This window comes from Bacillus pretiosus (genome assembly GCF_051294775.1).
Taxonomy (GTDB): Bacteria; Bacillota; Bacilli; order Bacillales; family Bacillaceae_G; genus Bacillus_A; species Bacillus_A wiedmannii.
In genome coordinates, this window is record NZ_JBPPHF010000008.1 from 53,836 (window position 1) to 69,712 (window position 15,877).

Genomic DNA, 15,877 nt, shown 5'->3' on the forward strand with positions numbered 1-15,877 from the left:
AAAAGATATATGCTACAATGTTTGTTTTTAATATGTAATGAAATTATATATTAACTTCATTAACTATTCAAGTATTTAATATATTACATTTTTATAACTAAAATAACTCCTCAACCGAGGAGTTATTTTAGTTATTCAATTGATAACCATCAATTCGATGTGGATGTGTGTAAATATTGCAAGATTCATTTCTAATAAATCCTACGACTGTAATGCCTAAATCATGAGCGAGTTGTAATGCTAATTTTGTTGGAGCGGATTTAGATAGAACCATTTCACATCCGATTTTTGAAACTTTGAGTAAAATTTCGGATGAAATACGCCCGCTAAATGCGATGATTTTTCCTTTAACGGATATATCGTTGCGTAAACAATGACCATATATTTTATCTAATGCATTATGTCTTCCAATATCCATTCTTGATAGGAGGATATTGTTTCGATCACATAGCGCGGTATTGTGAACCCCACCGGTTTGGCGAAAGGTAGTGGAAGATTGTTGTAAAGTATTCATTAAGTAAAAGCATTCTTCAGGAGTAATTTTTACATGTATATCATGTAAATCTTTTGCTTTTGCTGCATCGTTAACGAAAATAAAACCTTGTCTACCTTTTCCGCAGCAAGAAGTGATGTATCGTTTATTATATAAAGTTTGATAGAGTGGATTTACTTTTGATGATGTTACATGGACAATTCCGTTATCTTTTTGCACCCATAGTTCTTCAACATCTTTATAGGAAGCAATAATTCCTTCAGAAATTAAAAAACCAATTACCATATCTTCAATATAATTTGGTGTGCATACAACTGTTACATATTCTTCACCATTTAATTTAATAGTAATAGGAGATTCTGTAACAATCTCATCCAGTTGTTTTGAAAATGTACCAGATTGATAGCGTACAATTGTATAAGTCTCTTGCGTAGGCCCCATATTTAATTCCCCTTTTATATGTATTTATCTCCCATATTTATCATAAAACAATGGGAAAATAAAAACACCTATTAGCAAGGAAATCACAGATTATTTTGGTTATTATTGTATATGTACGATATAATAGAACCGTAGAATAGTGATATTTTCAAGCTTTCGTAGTTATACCTTATAACATCTAGAATCGACTTCATAAGAAAAGTATTTGGGCAGAGCGTTTCAAAAATATGTACAGTAATGCGATTTTGAAAACGGATTCATAATTGTGTTGTACAGTTGGTTGTAAGGAGAGGGGAAACTATGGCAGAACAGACAGTCCGTGTAACCGTGGATGGTAAAGAATTTTCCACATCGGGTGAAAAGACGATACTACAATTATTTAACGAGAGTAATTTGGAACATCCTCAAATTTGTCATGTACCAGAAGTAGATCCAATTCAAACTTGTGATACGTGTATTGTAGAAGTAAATGGGAAGTTATTACGTGCTTGTTCAACGAAATTAGAGAACGGTATGCATATTGAAAGACAGTCCCAGCGTGCGAAAGAGGCACAGACTGAGGCAATGGATCGAATATTAGAGAATCATTTATTGTATTGTACCGTTTGTGATAACAATAATGGTAACTGTAAAGTTCATAACACGGTACATATGATGGGAATTGAAGAACAGAAATATCCGTATGAGCCGAAAGTAAGTGCTTGTGAAGTGGATATGTCACATCCGTTTTATCGGTATGATCCAAATCAATGTATTGCTTGTGGACAGTGTGTAGAAGTATGTCAAAACTTACAGGTTAATGAAACTATATCGATAGACTGGAACTTAGATCGTCCACGTGTTATATGGGATCATGGTGTAAGCATAAATGACTCATCTTGTGTAAGTTGTGGACAGTGTGTAACAGTATGTCCATGTAATGCGTTAATGGAAAAAACAATGCTAGGTGAAGCTGGGTTTATGACTGGATTAAAACCAGATGTGTTAGATCCGATGATTGATTTTGTAAAGGATGTAGAGCCTGGATATAGTAGTATTTTAGCGGTTTCAGAAGTAGAGGCTGCGATGCGTAAGACGAAAGTTAATAAAACAAAAACCGTTTGTACATTTTGTGGTGTCGGTTGTTCCTTTGAAGTATGGACAAAAGATCGTCATATATTAAAAGTACAACCTGTTTCAGATGCACCTGTTAATGGTATTTCCACATGTGTAAAAGGTAAATTTGGATGGGACTTTGTAAATAGTGAAGATCGAATTACGAAGCCCTTAATTCGCCAAGGAGATATGTTTGTTGAAGCTTCATGGGAAGAAGCATTAGAAGTTGTTGCTTCTAATATGCAGCATATTAAATCTCAATATGGCAGCGATGCATTTGGATTCATTTCTTCATCGAAAGTAACGAATGAAGAAAATTACCTTATGCAAAAACTAGCCCGACAAATATATGGAACGAATAATGTGGACAACTGTTCTCGTTATTGTCAATCTCCAGCGACAGACGGTTTATTTAAAACTGTCGGTATGGGCGGGGATGCTGGAACAGTGAAAGATATAGCTGAAGCAGGCCTTGTTATTATCGTTGGTGCGAATCCAACAGAAGGACATCCTGTACTTGCGACGAGAGTAAAACGTGCTCATAAATTACACGAGCAAAAACTGATTGTAGCAGACCTTCGTAAACATGAAATGGCAGAGCGTGCGGATTTATTTATTCATCCGCGCCAAGGTACGGATTACGTATGGCTTGCTGGTATTACGAAATATATTATTGATCAAGATTGGCACGATAAAAAGTTTTTAGCTGAAAATGTGAAGAACTTTGATGAATATAGCAAAATGTTAGAAAAGTATACGCTCGATTATACAGAAGAAATTACGGGGATTTCTAAAGCGCAGTTAAAAGAAATGGCCCGTATGGTATATGAAGCAGATGGTACTTGTATACTTTGGGGAATGGGTGTAACTCAAAATACAGGAGGAAGTACAACGTCCGCAGCAATTTCAAATTTACTACTTGTTACGGGTAACTATCGTCGTCCTGGTGCAGGTGCATACCCATTAAGAGGGCATAATAACGTACAAGGTGCTTGTGATATGGCAACATTACCAAACTGGCTTCCTGGTTATCAAGCAGTATCAGATGATACGCTTCGTGCGAAATTTGAAAAAGCATACGGTACAACTATTCCGAAAGCACCAGGATTAAATAATATTGCAATGTTACTTGCAGCGGAAGAAGGAAAACTACGCGGTATGTATGTCATGGGTGAAGAAATGGCTTTAGTCGATTCAAATGCGAACCATGTGCAACATATTTTATCAAATTTAGACTTCCTCGTTGTTCAAGATATGTTCTTATCAAAAACAGCTCGTTTTGCTGATGTTATTTTACCGGCAGCACCAAGCTTAGAAAAAGAAGGAACGTTTACGAATACAGAGCGCCGTATTCAAAGATTATATGAAGTATTGAAACCGCTTGGTGATTCCAAACCAGACTGGTGGATTTTGCAAAAAGTTGCTCGTGCACTGGGCGGGGATTGGAATTACGAAAGTCCAAGTGAAATTATGGACGAAATCGCATCACTTGCACCGTTATACTCTCAAGCGACGTATGACCGTCTAGAAGGATGGAATAGTTTATGTTGGGGTAGTCATGATGGTAGCGATACACCGCTATTATATGTAGATGGATTTAACTTCCCAGATAAACTTGCTCGTTTGTCATTAGATGAATGGGTACCACCGGTTGTAGCGCCAGATGAGTATGATTTACTTTTAAATAATGGTCGTATGCTAGAACATTTCCATGAAGGGAATATGACGAATAAGTCGGCTGGTATTTTATCTAAAGTATCTGAAGTATTCGTTGAAATTTCACCTGAACTCGCTATAGAGCGCAATGTAAAAGATGGTGGTCTTGTAGAATTAGCATCACCATTTGGGAAAATTAAAGTACAAGCGCTTATTACTGATCGTGTAACGGGGAAAGAGCTATATTTACCAATGCATGCAACAGTAAATGAAGAGGCAATCAATATTTTAACTGGGACGGCAACAGACCTTTATACGTGTACACCAGCATATAAACAAACGATGGTGAAAATGCGTGTGTTACGTGAAAAAGGAAATCGTCCGTTACCATCTTCAAACCCGCGAGATAAAAAGCGTAATCCGCAAAATGGTGTTGAAATCGAGCAAAAGTGGCAAAGAAAACAATACGTATCACTTGTGGACTAGGGGGCGGAGATAGTGGCGAAAGAAATTACGTTAATTAAAAAGAAAGTTGTAACAGAGGAAGAACAGAAACAGCAATTAGCAGATGAACTTCTACATGAGTTATCTAATAATCGTGAAGCAGTAGAAGAAACGATGCAGCTTTTAGCACAGTTGCAGAAGGCTGGGATATTAGATGCAGCGATTAGTTTACTTGCTGCGAAGGAAGATGTTTCAAAAATCGCTGTGGAGCAATTAAATCGTGAACCTGTTAAAAATGCACTCAACAATATGATGGGGGCGGGGGAAGCGCTATCTGCAGTTGACCCAGAAGTAACGAAGCAAATCACATCGAGTTTAGTTACTGGATTGCAATTTGCAACAGATGAATTAAATAGTGGTAAAAAAACAAAAGTGATGGATTTCTTTAAAGTGTTAAAAGATCCAGATATCAATAGAGCCATTACATTCGGTTTTAGCTTCTTGAAAGCATTTGGGCAAGGATTAGAGAAAAAATAGAGTAAATGAAAAAGTGATGGGACGTAGCCATCACTTTTTTCATTGTATGTATAAGAGTGTTCATGTTAAGCGGAATATATTATTATTAAAAAGATGGATTAGAAATGGAAATATGGAATCCATCTCAAATATCGTTTTAGAATATGGAGGAATATATGCAACACCGTAAAAGACTATCTATACCAGGAGTAATGAGACATTCCTTTCAAACTGTTAGATTTGCTTTTTGGAATGTGTTAACATTCCAACTTGCTTATAAATTGTTAGCAGCGATTGTGTTTATCCCACTTTTCGGTATTATTTTCAATAAGTTGTTGTACTTTGGTGGGTATGCAAACGCAACAAATGATGAGTTATTAGCATTTTTGAAAACACCATACGGGATTTTGGCGATTTTAATTTTATCTATATTGGCATTGTTTCTTATATTTACAGAGTTTGCAGTACTTATTATCATTTCGTACTTCGCTCATAAAAGGCAAAAGGTGAGACTACGTCCAATTTTGTATAAAACAGTAACGTATTTACCTTCCCTGTTTACATATTGCTTACCCGGATTTGTTTTGTATGCAGTTGTACTATTACCACTATTAAGTATGGGATATAAATCTGCATTGATTCCTGAAATTCAAATTCCTAATTTTATTACAGGTGAACTATTTAAGACAACAATGGGGCAAGTTGGATATTATACTTTCTTTGCTGTAGTTGCCTATTTAAATCTTCGTTGGATTTTTGTTTTACCTATTATTGTTTTAGAGAAGAAGCCGTTCCGTACGGCAGCACGAAAAAGTGCGAACTTAGTAAAAGAAAGCTTCTTTAAAGTATTGTTCTTTTTAGTAGGTTTTTTCATATCTGTAGGAATCGTCTTTCTTTTATGTGTAGGAATTTATTTACTTTGTCTGTGGGGAGTGTATGAATTTACGAACCCAGAAGGGACATTTGCACTACTAGCAGAGTCAACTATTTCAGTCTTCTTAACAAGTACATTGTACCTATTTAGCTTTATTATGACGCCGTTTTATATTATGGCGTTAACAAGATTGTATTTACAAAAGGTTGCGGTCGAAGATGTTTTATTAGAAGAAGGATTAGATTATTCGAAAACGAAAGCAGATAAATGTTTCTTCCAAAAACATCGTTGGAAATTTATTGGCGTATATATTGTAGGAATTATTACTGCTGGAATGGTTGTTGCCTTCATTGTTACCTTTATTACAAACACATATAAAGAACCAATTATTATGGCTCATCGTGGTTATATTTCAAAAGGTGTAGAGAATACGAAAGAAGCTGTGCAGGGGGCTATTGATGCGAAAGCAGACTATGCTGAAATTGATGTACTGCAAACGAAAGACGGTGAACTAGCAGTTATACATGATTTGAAGCTAAAACGTCTTGCTAATGCTAATGTTCATGTGTCAGATTTAACGATGGATGAGTTAAGGCAGCTTACTCTTAGTCAAGACGGATTGTCAGGACAAATCAGTACACTTGATGAGATCATTAAGCTGTCAAAGAACAAAATCAAACTTAATATTGAAGTGAAGCTTCATGGTGGCGAAAAAGATTTCGTAAACAAAGTATTAAAAGTGATTAAAGATAATGAATTTGAGAAACAATGTGTCATTCAAACGCTACACTATCCGCTTATTAAAGAGTTTAAACGTGCAAATCCAAATATAAAAGTAGGATATATACTGTATGCAAGTAGAGCCAACTTAAAGAATGTGAAGGCTGATTTTTATGTAGCAGAAGAATACATGTTAAATAAGAAATTAGTAAAAGAAGCAAGAAAGTTAAACAAGCCGATTTATGTATGGACGGTAAATGATATGGAAAGTTTAAAGGGATATTATAAATTAAACGTAGATGGTATCATCACCGATTATCCTGAAGATGCACGCGAAACAATTAAGATGTTAAAAGAGCAAGAAGCGGAAGAAAGTGATCTGTTTGATAAAATTAGCGAAACAACAGATGATTTATTTTCCAAGTTATTTATAAGTTACCCAGCTGCCGGCTAAATGCCTGCAGCTGTTTTTTTAGGAAAAGAATATATCTCTAAAGTATTGTACAAATTATTAACTGTATATGTATACGGAATCACTCGGGTTTCTTACATTGTTACATTATTGTCGAATAATAAGTGAATGCTGCTTATTTTTAGGGAGTATAATAAAAATAGAGTGATATATAATGAAATGGAGCGAAGATGCTAATAGAATCAATGTTTCATATATTTACACTATTCTAAATATATAAACTTTTAAAAAATGATATGTTAGCGTTTTCATAACTTTTAAGTTATGCTAGAATAAGGACATAAGTTATTAATTATTACAAAAAGAAAAAAGACTTTCTTTTTTCTGTTAATTATAAGGGGGCATTTCATTATGCGTATTGGGGTACCAGCAGAAATTAAAAACAACGAAAACCGTGTGGCAATGACACCAGCAGGTGTTGTACATTTAATTCGTAACAATCACGAAGTATTCATTCAAAAGGGTGCAGGTCTAGGATCTGGTTTCACAGATGCTCAGTATGTTGAAGCGGGAGCAAAAATTGTTGATACGGCTGAAGAAGCTTGGAACATGGAAATGGTTATGAAAGTTAAGGAACCAGTTGAAAGCGAATACAAACACTTCAGCGAAGGTTTAATCTTATTCACATACTTACACTTAGCTCCAGAACCAGAATTAACAAAAGCGTTAATTGAGAAGAAAGTTGTTGCGATTGCATACGAAACAGTACAATTAGAAAACCGTTCTCTACCATTACTTGCACCTATGAGTGAAGTAGCTGGTCGTATGGCTGCACAAATTGGTGCACAATTCCTTGAGAAAAACAAAGGCGGTAAAGGTATCTTACTTGCAGGTGTTCCAGGGGTTAAACGTGGTAAAGTAACAATCATCGGTGGTGGACAAGCTGGTACAAATGCTGCTAAAATTGCAGTTGGACTAGGTGCGGATGTAACAATCATCGACTTAAGTGCAGAACGTCTTCGTCAATTAGATGACATTTTCGGAAACCAAGTAAAAACTTTAATGTCTAATCCTTACAATATTGCAGAAGCTGTAAAAGAGTCTGATCTTGTAATCGGTGCAGTATTAATCCCAGGTGCAAAAGCGCCAAAACTTGTAACAGAAGAAATGATTCAATCAATGGAACCAGGTTCTGTTGTTGTAGATATCGCGATTGACCAAGGTGGTATTTTCGAAACAACTGACCGTATTACAACTCATGATAACCCAACTTACGAAAAACACGGCGTTGTTCATTATGCAGTTGCAAACATGCCAGGTGCGGTTCCACGTACATCAACTCTTGCATTAACAAACGTAACAGTACCATATGCAGTACAAATTGCTAACAAAGGCTACAAAGAAGCTTGCCTAGGCAACGCTGCATTACTAAAAGGTATTAACACATTAGACGGCTATGTAACATTCGAAGCAGTTGCAGAAGCTCACGGTGTAGAGTACAAAGGTGCTAAAGAATTATTAGAAGCAGAAACAGTATCTTGCTAATAGCAGCATTATACAAAACAAAATCGAACAATATATAAAACAACATGAGAAGAGCTAAGAGTGAAGATCTCTTAGCTCTTCTTGGCAAAAGGGGGCATACATCGTGGCCAACCTATTTAAAAAGAAATCCGTTACGCAATTGTTAGGGGAAAGTAAAAGTAAAACTTTAACGAAAACGCTAGGGGCATTCGACCTAACAATGCTAGGGATTGGTGCGATAATCGGTACAGGAGTTCTAGTATTAACAGGATTAGTAGCAGCAAGAGATGCTGGTCCAGCAGTTATTTTTTCATTCATGATAGCAGCAATTGTTTGTGGATTTGCAGCATTATGTTATGCAGAAGTTGCATCTACACTTCCTGTTTCAGGTAGTGTGTACACATATTCATATGCAACAATTGGTGAGTTTGTTGCCCATTTAATGGGATGGACATTGTTATCCGTATATGTCGTAACAACTGCTGCAGTAGCTGGCGGATGGACGGGTTATTTCAATAACTTAGTTAGTGGATTAGGACTTGAAATTCCTAAAGCCTTGTTAACGATTCCATCGCAAGGTGGTATGGTGAACTTACCCGCAATTATCGTTACGTTGGTGATAACTTGGTTATTATCACGAGGTACGAAAGAAAGTAAGCGTGTGAATAACATAATGGTATTAATTAAAATTGGTATTGTTGTTTTATTCATTGCAGTTGGTGTATTCTACGTGAAACCAGAAAACTGGATACCATTTGCACCGTACGGCATAAGTGGAGTTTTCGCCGGAGGAGCAGCAGTATTCTTTGCTTTCTTAGGATTTGATGCATTAGCAACTTCTGCTGAAGAAGTAAAAAATCCGCAACGTGATCTACCGATTGGTATTATTGCTTCGTTAGTTATTTGTACAATCATTTATGTTGTAGTTTGTCTCGTTATGACAGGTATGGTTTCTTATAAGGAATTAGATGTACCTGAAGCTATGGCATATGTGTTAGAAGTTGTAGGACAAGATAAAGTGGCTGGTGTAATTGCTATTGGAGCTGTAATCGGAATTATGGCTGTAATTTTCGCTTACATTTATGCAACAACTCGTGTATTCTTCGCAATGAGCCGTGACGGTTTATTGCCAAAATCTTTCGCGAAAATTAACAAGAAGACTGAAGCTCCAACATTTTCAGTTTGGTTAACAGGAATTGGTAGTGCTTTAATTGCTGGATTTATCGATTTAAAAGAATTGTCGAATTTAGCGAATATTGGAGCGTTATTAACATTCGCCATGGTTGGTGTAACTGTTATCATTCTTCGTAAAACGCATCCGAAATTACAACGTGGATTTATGGTACCACTTGTACCGATCTTACCGATTATTTCAGTTGCATGTTGTCTATTCTTAATGGTAAATTTACCGTTAAAAACATGGATATACTTCGGTGTTTGGTTAGCAATCGGAGTAGTTGTATACTTTGTTTATTCGAAAAAACATAGTCATTTAAAAGACGATGGAAGTTCGCAGGATAATTTAGAACAAGCTAATTAAAAGGGATATAAGTATAGTAAGCCTTGTGCGTCTAGGGAGCGCGCAAGGCTTTTTTCTTTTGTGCAAAATGTACATCCTTTTTTGTATGAGAATGTAATGGATGTGGAAAATATGTGTAAGTCTTATTAAAATATGAACAAAATGTTCGAAAAAATGTATGAGATTTCATTGACACATATGAATGGACGCTCATATAATAAGAGTATAAGATATATGAATGATTGTTCATATGTTCAAATGAAGAGGTGAGCTATAATGGCTGGAAATAAAGTAGAAACACCACAAGAGACATGTTCTCAAACGATAATTCATGAAGAAGTTGTTGATCAAGTAAAACAAACAATTCCAACTGATGAAAGTTTAAGTAAAGTAGCAGAACTATTTAAAGTATTAGGTGATCGTACACGTACGAGAATATTACATGCGTTATTTGAAGCAGAAATGTGTGTGTGTGATTTAGCGTATTTATTAGGAATGACACAATCATCTATTTCACATCAGCTTCGTGTGTTAAAGCAAGCGAAACTTGTAAAGAATCGTAAAGAAGGAAAGGTCGTTTATTATTCGTTAGCTGACCAGCACGTAATTCATATCTTCGAGCAAGCGTTTGAACACGTAAACGAGGAAGAATAAAAAGAACGCGAGGAGGGAGAACGATGGCTGAAGCATTAGTGAAAAAGAAACTGGTGTTAGAAGGTTTAGATTGTGCGAACTGTGCAATGAAAATTGAAAAAGGCGTTGGGAATATAGAAGGAGTAAATTCTTGCTCTGTAAATTTCGCGACAAAAACAATGGTTTTAGAAACAGTACAAAATAAAGAAAGCGAAGTTGTTACAGAAGCAAAACAACTCGTTACAAAATTAGAACCGCACATTAAAGTACAAGAAGAAAACAACACAAAAGTAGCGAAAGAAGTATTTATATTAGAAGGTTTAGATTGCGCAAACTGTGCGATGAAGATTGAAAATAAAGTGAAAGAAATGCCCACTGTTTCAGCAGCAACTGTTGATTTCGTATCAAAGAAATTAAGAGTTGAAGTAGCGAATAAAAGAGAATTAGAAGCGACTATAGCAAATATAACAAATGTCGTTCAAAAGTTAGAACCAGATGTAAAAGTTGTTCGTGAAGAAAAAGGTGGTCATGACCACGGACATAGTCACGACCATGGTGAAGCAAATGTGAAAAAGATGGTAGGACGATTAGTGGTCGGCGGAATTTTGACAGCAATTGCTGCATTAGCTGGCTTACCACAAATGATAACAATTCCGTTATTTGTCCTTGCGTATTTATTAATAGGTGGAGATATCGTTTGGAGAGCGGTAAGAAACATAACTCGCGGCCAAGTGTTCGATGAGAACTTCTTAATGGCAATTGCAACACTAGGAGCTTTTGCGATTCAACAATATTCAGAAGCTGTTGCGGTAATGCTATTCTATCAAGTAGGGGAACTATTCCAAAGTATTGCGGTCAATCGCTCCCGAAAGTCAATTACTTCATTAATGGATATCCGTCCTGATTATGCGAATGTGAAGGTTGGAAATGAAACGAAACAAGTATCACCAGAAGATGTACAAATCGGCGATTATATTATCGTGAAGCCTGGTGAGAAAGTACCATTAGACGGAAAAGTAGTTGAAGGAACATCAATGGTAGATACTTCAGCATTGACTGGTGAATCTGTACCACGTGAAGTCGAAGTTGGAAATGATGTATTAAGTGGTTTTGTGAACCAAAATGGCGTATTAACAATTGAAGTTACAAAAGAATTTGGTGAATCAACTGTATCAAAAATTTTAGATTTAGTTCAAAATGCAAGCAGTAAAAAAGCGCCAACAGAAAACTTTATTACGAAGTTCGCGCGTTACTACACTCCGGTTGTAGTTATTACAGCAGCGATCATGGCGTTTATTCCACCACTTATTTTAGACGGAGCTACATTCTCAGAATGGATTTATAGAGCTTTAGTGTTCTTAGTAATCTCTTGTCCATGTGCGTTAGTTGTATCTATTCCTCTTGGATTCTTTGGAGGAATTGGTGGTGCATCTAAAAGTGGTGTGTTAATAAAAGGAAGTAACTATTTAGAAGCTTTAAATGATGTGAAATATATTGTTTTTGATAAAACAGGAACATTAACAAAAGGTGTCTTCAAAGTTACAAAAATGGAACCAAGCGAAGGTATTACAAATGAAGAATTATTAGAGTATGCAACATTTGCAGAAGTGTATTCTAATCATCCAATTGCACAATCTATTCGAAAGGCATACGGAAAATCAATTGATGAAAAAATAATCGATGAGTATAGCGAAATTTCTGGTCACGGTACAGTCGTAAAAGTACAAGGAAAAGAAATTTTTGCAGGTAATGCTAAATTAATGAAAAAAGAAAACATTACATTTAAGCAACCAGAAACGGTAGGTACATTAGTTCACGTTGCTGTAGATGGGGAATATGCAGGTTATATCGTTATCTCTGATGAGGTAAAAGAAGATTCAAAACAAGCAATTCAAAAATTAAAAGAACTAGGTATTAAGAAGACAGTCATGTTAACGGGTGATGCAAAATCCGTTGGTGAAGCTGTTGGTAAAGAATTAGGTTTAGATGAAGTTCACGCAGAACTATTACCGCAACAAAAAGTTGAAGAGATTGAAAAAATTGATGCGGCGAAGAACGGAAAAGAAAAAGTTGCTTTCGTTGGTGATGGTATTAATGACACACCGGTATTAGCAAGAGCAGATGTTGGTATTGCGATGGGTGGTTTAGGATCAGATGCAGCGATTGAGGCGGCAGACATTGTTATTATGACTGATGAGCCTTCAAAAATTGCAACAGCCTTAAATATTGCAAAACGCACACGACGCATTGTATGGCAGAATATCATCTTTGCATTAGGGGTAAAAGGATTAGTTTTATTACTTGGTGCTTTTGGTATTGCAACAATGTGGGAAGCTGTCTTCTCAGATGTTGGTGTGACACTACTTGCAGTGTTAAATGCAATGCGTGTACTACGAGTGAAAGATTTATAAAAAAGAGGACGCAACCTGCGTCCTCTTTTTTAGGTTATTTTGTTGAAATTGACTCAATAAAATAATAACAAATATTATTTTATAAATAAATAACATAATATTAAAATTTACAAATAAAAAATATTTGTCGTACTATTTTAATATATTTTCCACAAAGATACATATCGTATTGAAAAAACAGAGAAGGAAAAGCTTCTCTGTTTTATTTTTGTATATTTTTTTCAACTTGTTCTCGAACGGTTTGAATGTAATTCATTTTATGATCCCAACATTCTTGACTTAAATCGACAGGGTACTCTTCGGGATTTAAAGTTCGCATATATTCTTCCCAAAATAGTGCGAGACTCTGTTCATTATATTTTTGAATATCTAATATACCTGGTAGTTCATATGTTCTTTCGCCGTTAATGAAAATGTCTTTATGCAGTTCGCGTGCTTCAAAGTTTGTTACAAATTTACTTATATACGTGTGAACAGGATGAAACATTTTTAAACGTTCTTCTTTTCCTGGCTCTTCAGAATCTAATGCAATATAATCGCCTTCTGCATGATCGTTAACTCGATTGATAATGCGATAAATTCGTTTCAGTCCTGGAGTGGTAATTTTTTCAGGGTTAGATGAAATTTTAATTGTATCATTTAACTTTCCATCAGTATCTTCAATCGCAACAAGTTTATAGACAGCCCCTAACGCTGGTTGTTCAAAGGACGTAATTAATTTTGTTCCAACGCCCCATACATCAATTTTTGCGCCTTGAGATTTCAAGTGCATAATTGTGTATTCATCTAAATCGCTAGAAGCAATAATTTTTGTATTTGTAAACCCAGCTTCATCTAGTAGTTTTCTTGCCTTTTTAGATAAATAAGCCATATCACCACTATCAAGGCGAATTCCATAAAAATCGATACGATCCCCAAACTCTTTCGCGACGCGAATCGCATTTGGAACACCTGATTTTAAAGTGTCGTATGTATCAACGAGAAAGACACATTTTTTATGAGTTTCAGCGTATTTCTTAAACGCGACATATTCATCGCGATATGCTTGAACGAAAGAGTGAGCGTGTGTGCCTGCTACAGGTATTCCGAAGCGCTTCCCAGCCCGTACGTTACTCGTAGATGAGAAACCACCAATAAAGGCAGCGCGTGTGCCCCAAAGAGCTGCATCAAACTCGTGGGCACGTCTTGTACCAAATTCTAAAAGTTCATCATTATTTGCAGCGTGCTTCATACGAGCAGCTTTTGTTGCAATTAATGTTTGGTAATTCACAATGTTTAACAGGGCAGTTTCAATAATTTGTGCTTCACCGAGCGGTGCATCAACACGTAATAAAGGCTCGTTATTAAATACAACTTCACCTTCTTGCATACTTCGAACGGTCCCAGTGAATTTCATATTTTGTAAATAATGAAGGAATTCTTCTTCAAATTGTAATTCTGCTAAATAAGCGATATCGCTTTCGGTAAAGCTGAAGTTTTCTATGTACTCTACAATCTTTTCAAGGCCAGCAAAAACAGCATAACCGTTCTCGAATGGAAGCTTTCGAAAGTATAAATCAAACACCGAGCGGCGATTATGAATACCATCTTTCCAATATGTATAAGCCATATTAATTTGATATAAATCTGTATGTAAGGCATAGCTATCGTCTTTATAATAAGTCATCGCGAAAACACCTCCATAATTTGGTTATAGTATACCAATTTTTAATCGCTCGTAGCAAAGAATGGATATGAAAGTAGAGTCAAGAGGGAAAAAAATGAAATATTGCATATTTTTTAGAAAATTAACATTTATCAATTTATATTTCTCAAGATTTTATGTATTATTAGAGTAATGGGGGTAATGAGAATGGAGGAGGACAATGCAACAAACATTAGAAAAAATAGGCAAACAAGTCTTTTATAAACGGCTACAGCAAAAAATGACACAAGAAGAATTATGTCAGGGCATTTGTTCTGTCTCATACTTAAGTAAAATCGAAAATGGAAAGATCGAGGCATCAGAAGAAATTCTACAATTGCTCTGCACAAGGTTAGAAATTGCCGTGACGGATTTGAGAGATGTAGAAGAAGACGTGAAGGGGAAGCTAGATGAATGGTTGAATGCACTAGTTCATTTGGACAAGCCGCAAGTAGAACGCATATATGAAGAGTTGCAAGGTGAAATGAAGCATGTTTTGGATTTTGAAATTATAAATTATTATAAACTGCTGTATACGCGTTATTTAATTATGAAACGAGATTTTCTGGCTGTTGAAGAAGAATTAGAGAGATTAAAAAAGATGTACAAAAAGTATTCGCCATTTCAGAAATTATTATATACGTATAGTAAAGGTCTATATTATTTTTTACAGCATAAATATAAAACGGCCTTAGATTATTTAGTTCAAACTGAAGTGATGGCGAAAGAACAAGGCTATTATGAAACTGGAATCTATTATAATTTAGCTCTTGTTTATAATGAATTAGAAATAGAACATATGGCTTTACATTTTGCTCATTTAGCTATGGAAGGCTTTAAGAATGAATATAAATTTCGTCATGTGATTAATTGCCAGTTATTGATAGGGTTAAGTTATATACAGAAAAAACAATATAACGAAGCTTTAGGAATTTATAGAAATATTTTAAGAGAGGCTAATTCTTTTGCGGATAAAGATAACATAACAGCGATTGCTCTAAATAACATGGGGTATTTACATTACCATTTAAAGGATTATGCAAAAGCGAAAGAGTATTATTTACAATGTTTACAATACAAGAAGGAAGAAGATTTAGATTATATTGATGCTGTATATGAGATTGCATTGCAATGTATTGAATTGAAGGAATTTGAAGAAGTAAAAGAGTGGATTAATAAAGGGATAGAAGTTGCGAAAAGAGATGAGAAGTATAAAAGTATGTTATATACACTTTTAATACTTCAATATAAATATTTTGAAGAGAAGGGGGTGTATAAAAAGTTTTTAGAAACAGAAGCTTTAACATTTTTTAAGCAAGAGGAAAATAAAAAAGATTTGAAAAAGGTATATTTAGAATTAGCAAAATATCATGAAGAAGTATTAGAATTCCAAGAAAGTAATCGGTATTATAGACTAACTATTAATTTATTAGAAGAAAAGGGAGGAAGATGAAT

At 35.3% G+C, this 15,877-nt stretch carries 10 protein-coding genes; 8 read left to right on the forward strand and 2 right to left on the reverse strand.

The genetic code is table 11. From position 1 onward, the window contains the following. Window positions 1-127 precede the first annotated feature (127 nt). Entirely contained in the window at window positions 128-934 is an 807-nt protein-coding gene (fdhD, locus tag ACSG5Z_RS26745; RefSeq protein WP_435712587.1) for a formate dehydrogenase accessory sulfurtransferase FdhD, read from the reverse strand. 300 nt (window positions 935-1,234) lie between these two features. On the opposite strand from fdhD, the gene fdhF reads away from it, so the two are divergent. The 7 genes from fdhF (at window position 1,235) to ACSG5Z_RS26780 (ending at window position 12,738) form a co-directional block, all read left to right on the forward strand. Continuing rightward, window positions 1,235-4,171 (forward strand): formate dehydrogenase subunit alpha, encoded by a 2,937-nt coding sequence (gene fdhF, locus ACSG5Z_RS26750; protein WP_000840694.1) that lies wholly within the window; start codon window positions 1,235-1,237, stop codon window positions 4,169-4,171. 12 nt (window positions 4,172-4,183) lie between these two features. Further along, window positions 4,184-4,666, forward strand: a complete 483-nt coding sequence (locus ACSG5Z_RS26755) for a helical membrane plugin domain-containing protein (protein WP_048541641.1) — start codon at window positions 4,184-4,186, stop codon at window positions 4,664-4,666. A gap of 155 nt (window positions 4,667-4,821) precedes the next feature. Then, window positions 4,822-6,693: a glycerophosphoryl diester phosphodiesterase membrane domain-containing protein gene (locus ACSG5Z_RS26760; protein ID WP_088061797.1), complete on the forward strand. Its 1,872-nt coding sequence runs from the start codon at window positions 4,822-4,824 to the stop codon at window positions 6,691-6,693. A 369-nt stretch (window positions 6,694-7,062) separates the two neighbouring features. Then, the gene (gene ald, locus ACSG5Z_RS26765; protein ID WP_147787297.1) at window positions 7,063-8,196 is read left to right on the forward strand and encodes an alanine dehydrogenase; all 1,134 of its coding nucleotides are present in this window, start codon (window positions 7,063-7,065) and stop codon (window positions 8,194-8,196) included. A 103-nt stretch (window positions 8,197-8,299) separates the two neighbouring features. Next, window positions 8,300-9,715, forward strand: a complete 1,416-nt coding sequence (locus ACSG5Z_RS26770) for an amino acid permease (RefSeq protein WP_048541647.1) — start codon at window positions 8,300-8,302, stop codon at window positions 9,713-9,715. A gap of 255 nt (window positions 9,716-9,970) precedes the next feature. Next, complete coding sequence (locus ACSG5Z_RS26775; RefSeq protein WP_000918377.1) at window positions 9,971-10,348, forward strand: ArsR/SmtB family transcription factor; 378 nt, start codon at window positions 9,971-9,973, stop codon at window positions 10,346-10,348. A 23-nt stretch (window positions 10,349-10,371) separates the two neighbouring features. After that, a complete protein-coding gene (locus ACSG5Z_RS26780; RefSeq protein WP_435712591.1) occupies window positions 10,372-12,738 on the forward strand; it encodes a heavy metal translocating P-type ATPase in 2,367 nt (788 codons plus the stop codon). A gap of 202 nt (window positions 12,739-12,940) precedes the next feature. On the opposite strand, the gene ACSG5Z_RS26785 is transcribed toward ACSG5Z_RS26780, so the two are convergent. Further along, window positions 12,941-14,404, reverse strand: coding sequence for a nicotinate phosphoribosyltransferase (locus tag ACSG5Z_RS26785; RefSeq protein WP_048541651.1), 1,464 nt, complete (start codon window positions 14,402-14,404; stop codon window positions 12,941-12,943). 199 nt (window positions 14,405-14,603) lie between these two features. Here ACSG5Z_RS26785 and ACSG5Z_RS26790 point away from each other — a divergent pair, with 199 nt between their 5' ends. Continuing rightward, the gene (locus ACSG5Z_RS26790; protein ID WP_088061805.1) at window positions 14,604-15,875 is read left to right on the forward strand and encodes a helix-turn-helix domain-containing protein; all 1,272 of its coding nucleotides are present in this window, start codon (window positions 14,604-14,606) and stop codon (window positions 15,873-15,875) included. Window positions 15,876-15,877 lie beyond the last annotated feature (2 nt).

Coding starts and splice junctions, on each gene's coding strand:
- fdhD (WP_435712587.1), bottom strand. CDS start 934: ATGGGGCCTACGCAAGAGACTTATACAATTGTACGCTATCAATCTGGT.
- fdhF (WP_000840694.1), top strand. CDS start 1,235: ATGGCAGAACAGACAGTCCGTGTAACCGTGGATGGTAAAGAATTTTCC.
- ACSG5Z_RS26760 (WP_088061797.1), top strand. CDS start 4,822: ATGCAACACCGTAAAAGACTATCTATACCAGGAGTAATGAGACATTCC.
- ald (WP_147787297.1), top strand. CDS start 7,063: ATGCGTATTGGGGTACCAGCAGAAATTAAAAACAACGAAAACCGTGTG.
- ACSG5Z_RS26775 (WP_000918377.1), top strand. CDS start 9,971: ATGGCTGGAAATAAAGTAGAAACACCACAAGAGACATGTTCTCAAACG.
- ACSG5Z_RS26780 (WP_435712591.1), top strand. CDS start 10,372: ATGGCTGAAGCATTAGTGAAAAAGAAACTGGTGTTAGAAGGTTTAGAT.
- ACSG5Z_RS26785 (WP_048541651.1), bottom strand. CDS start 14,404: ATGACTTATTATAAAGACGATAGCTATGCCTTACATACAGATTTATAT.
- ACSG5Z_RS26790 (WP_088061805.1), top strand. CDS start 14,604: ATGCAACAAACATTAGAAAAAATAGGCAAACAAGTCTTTTATAAACGG.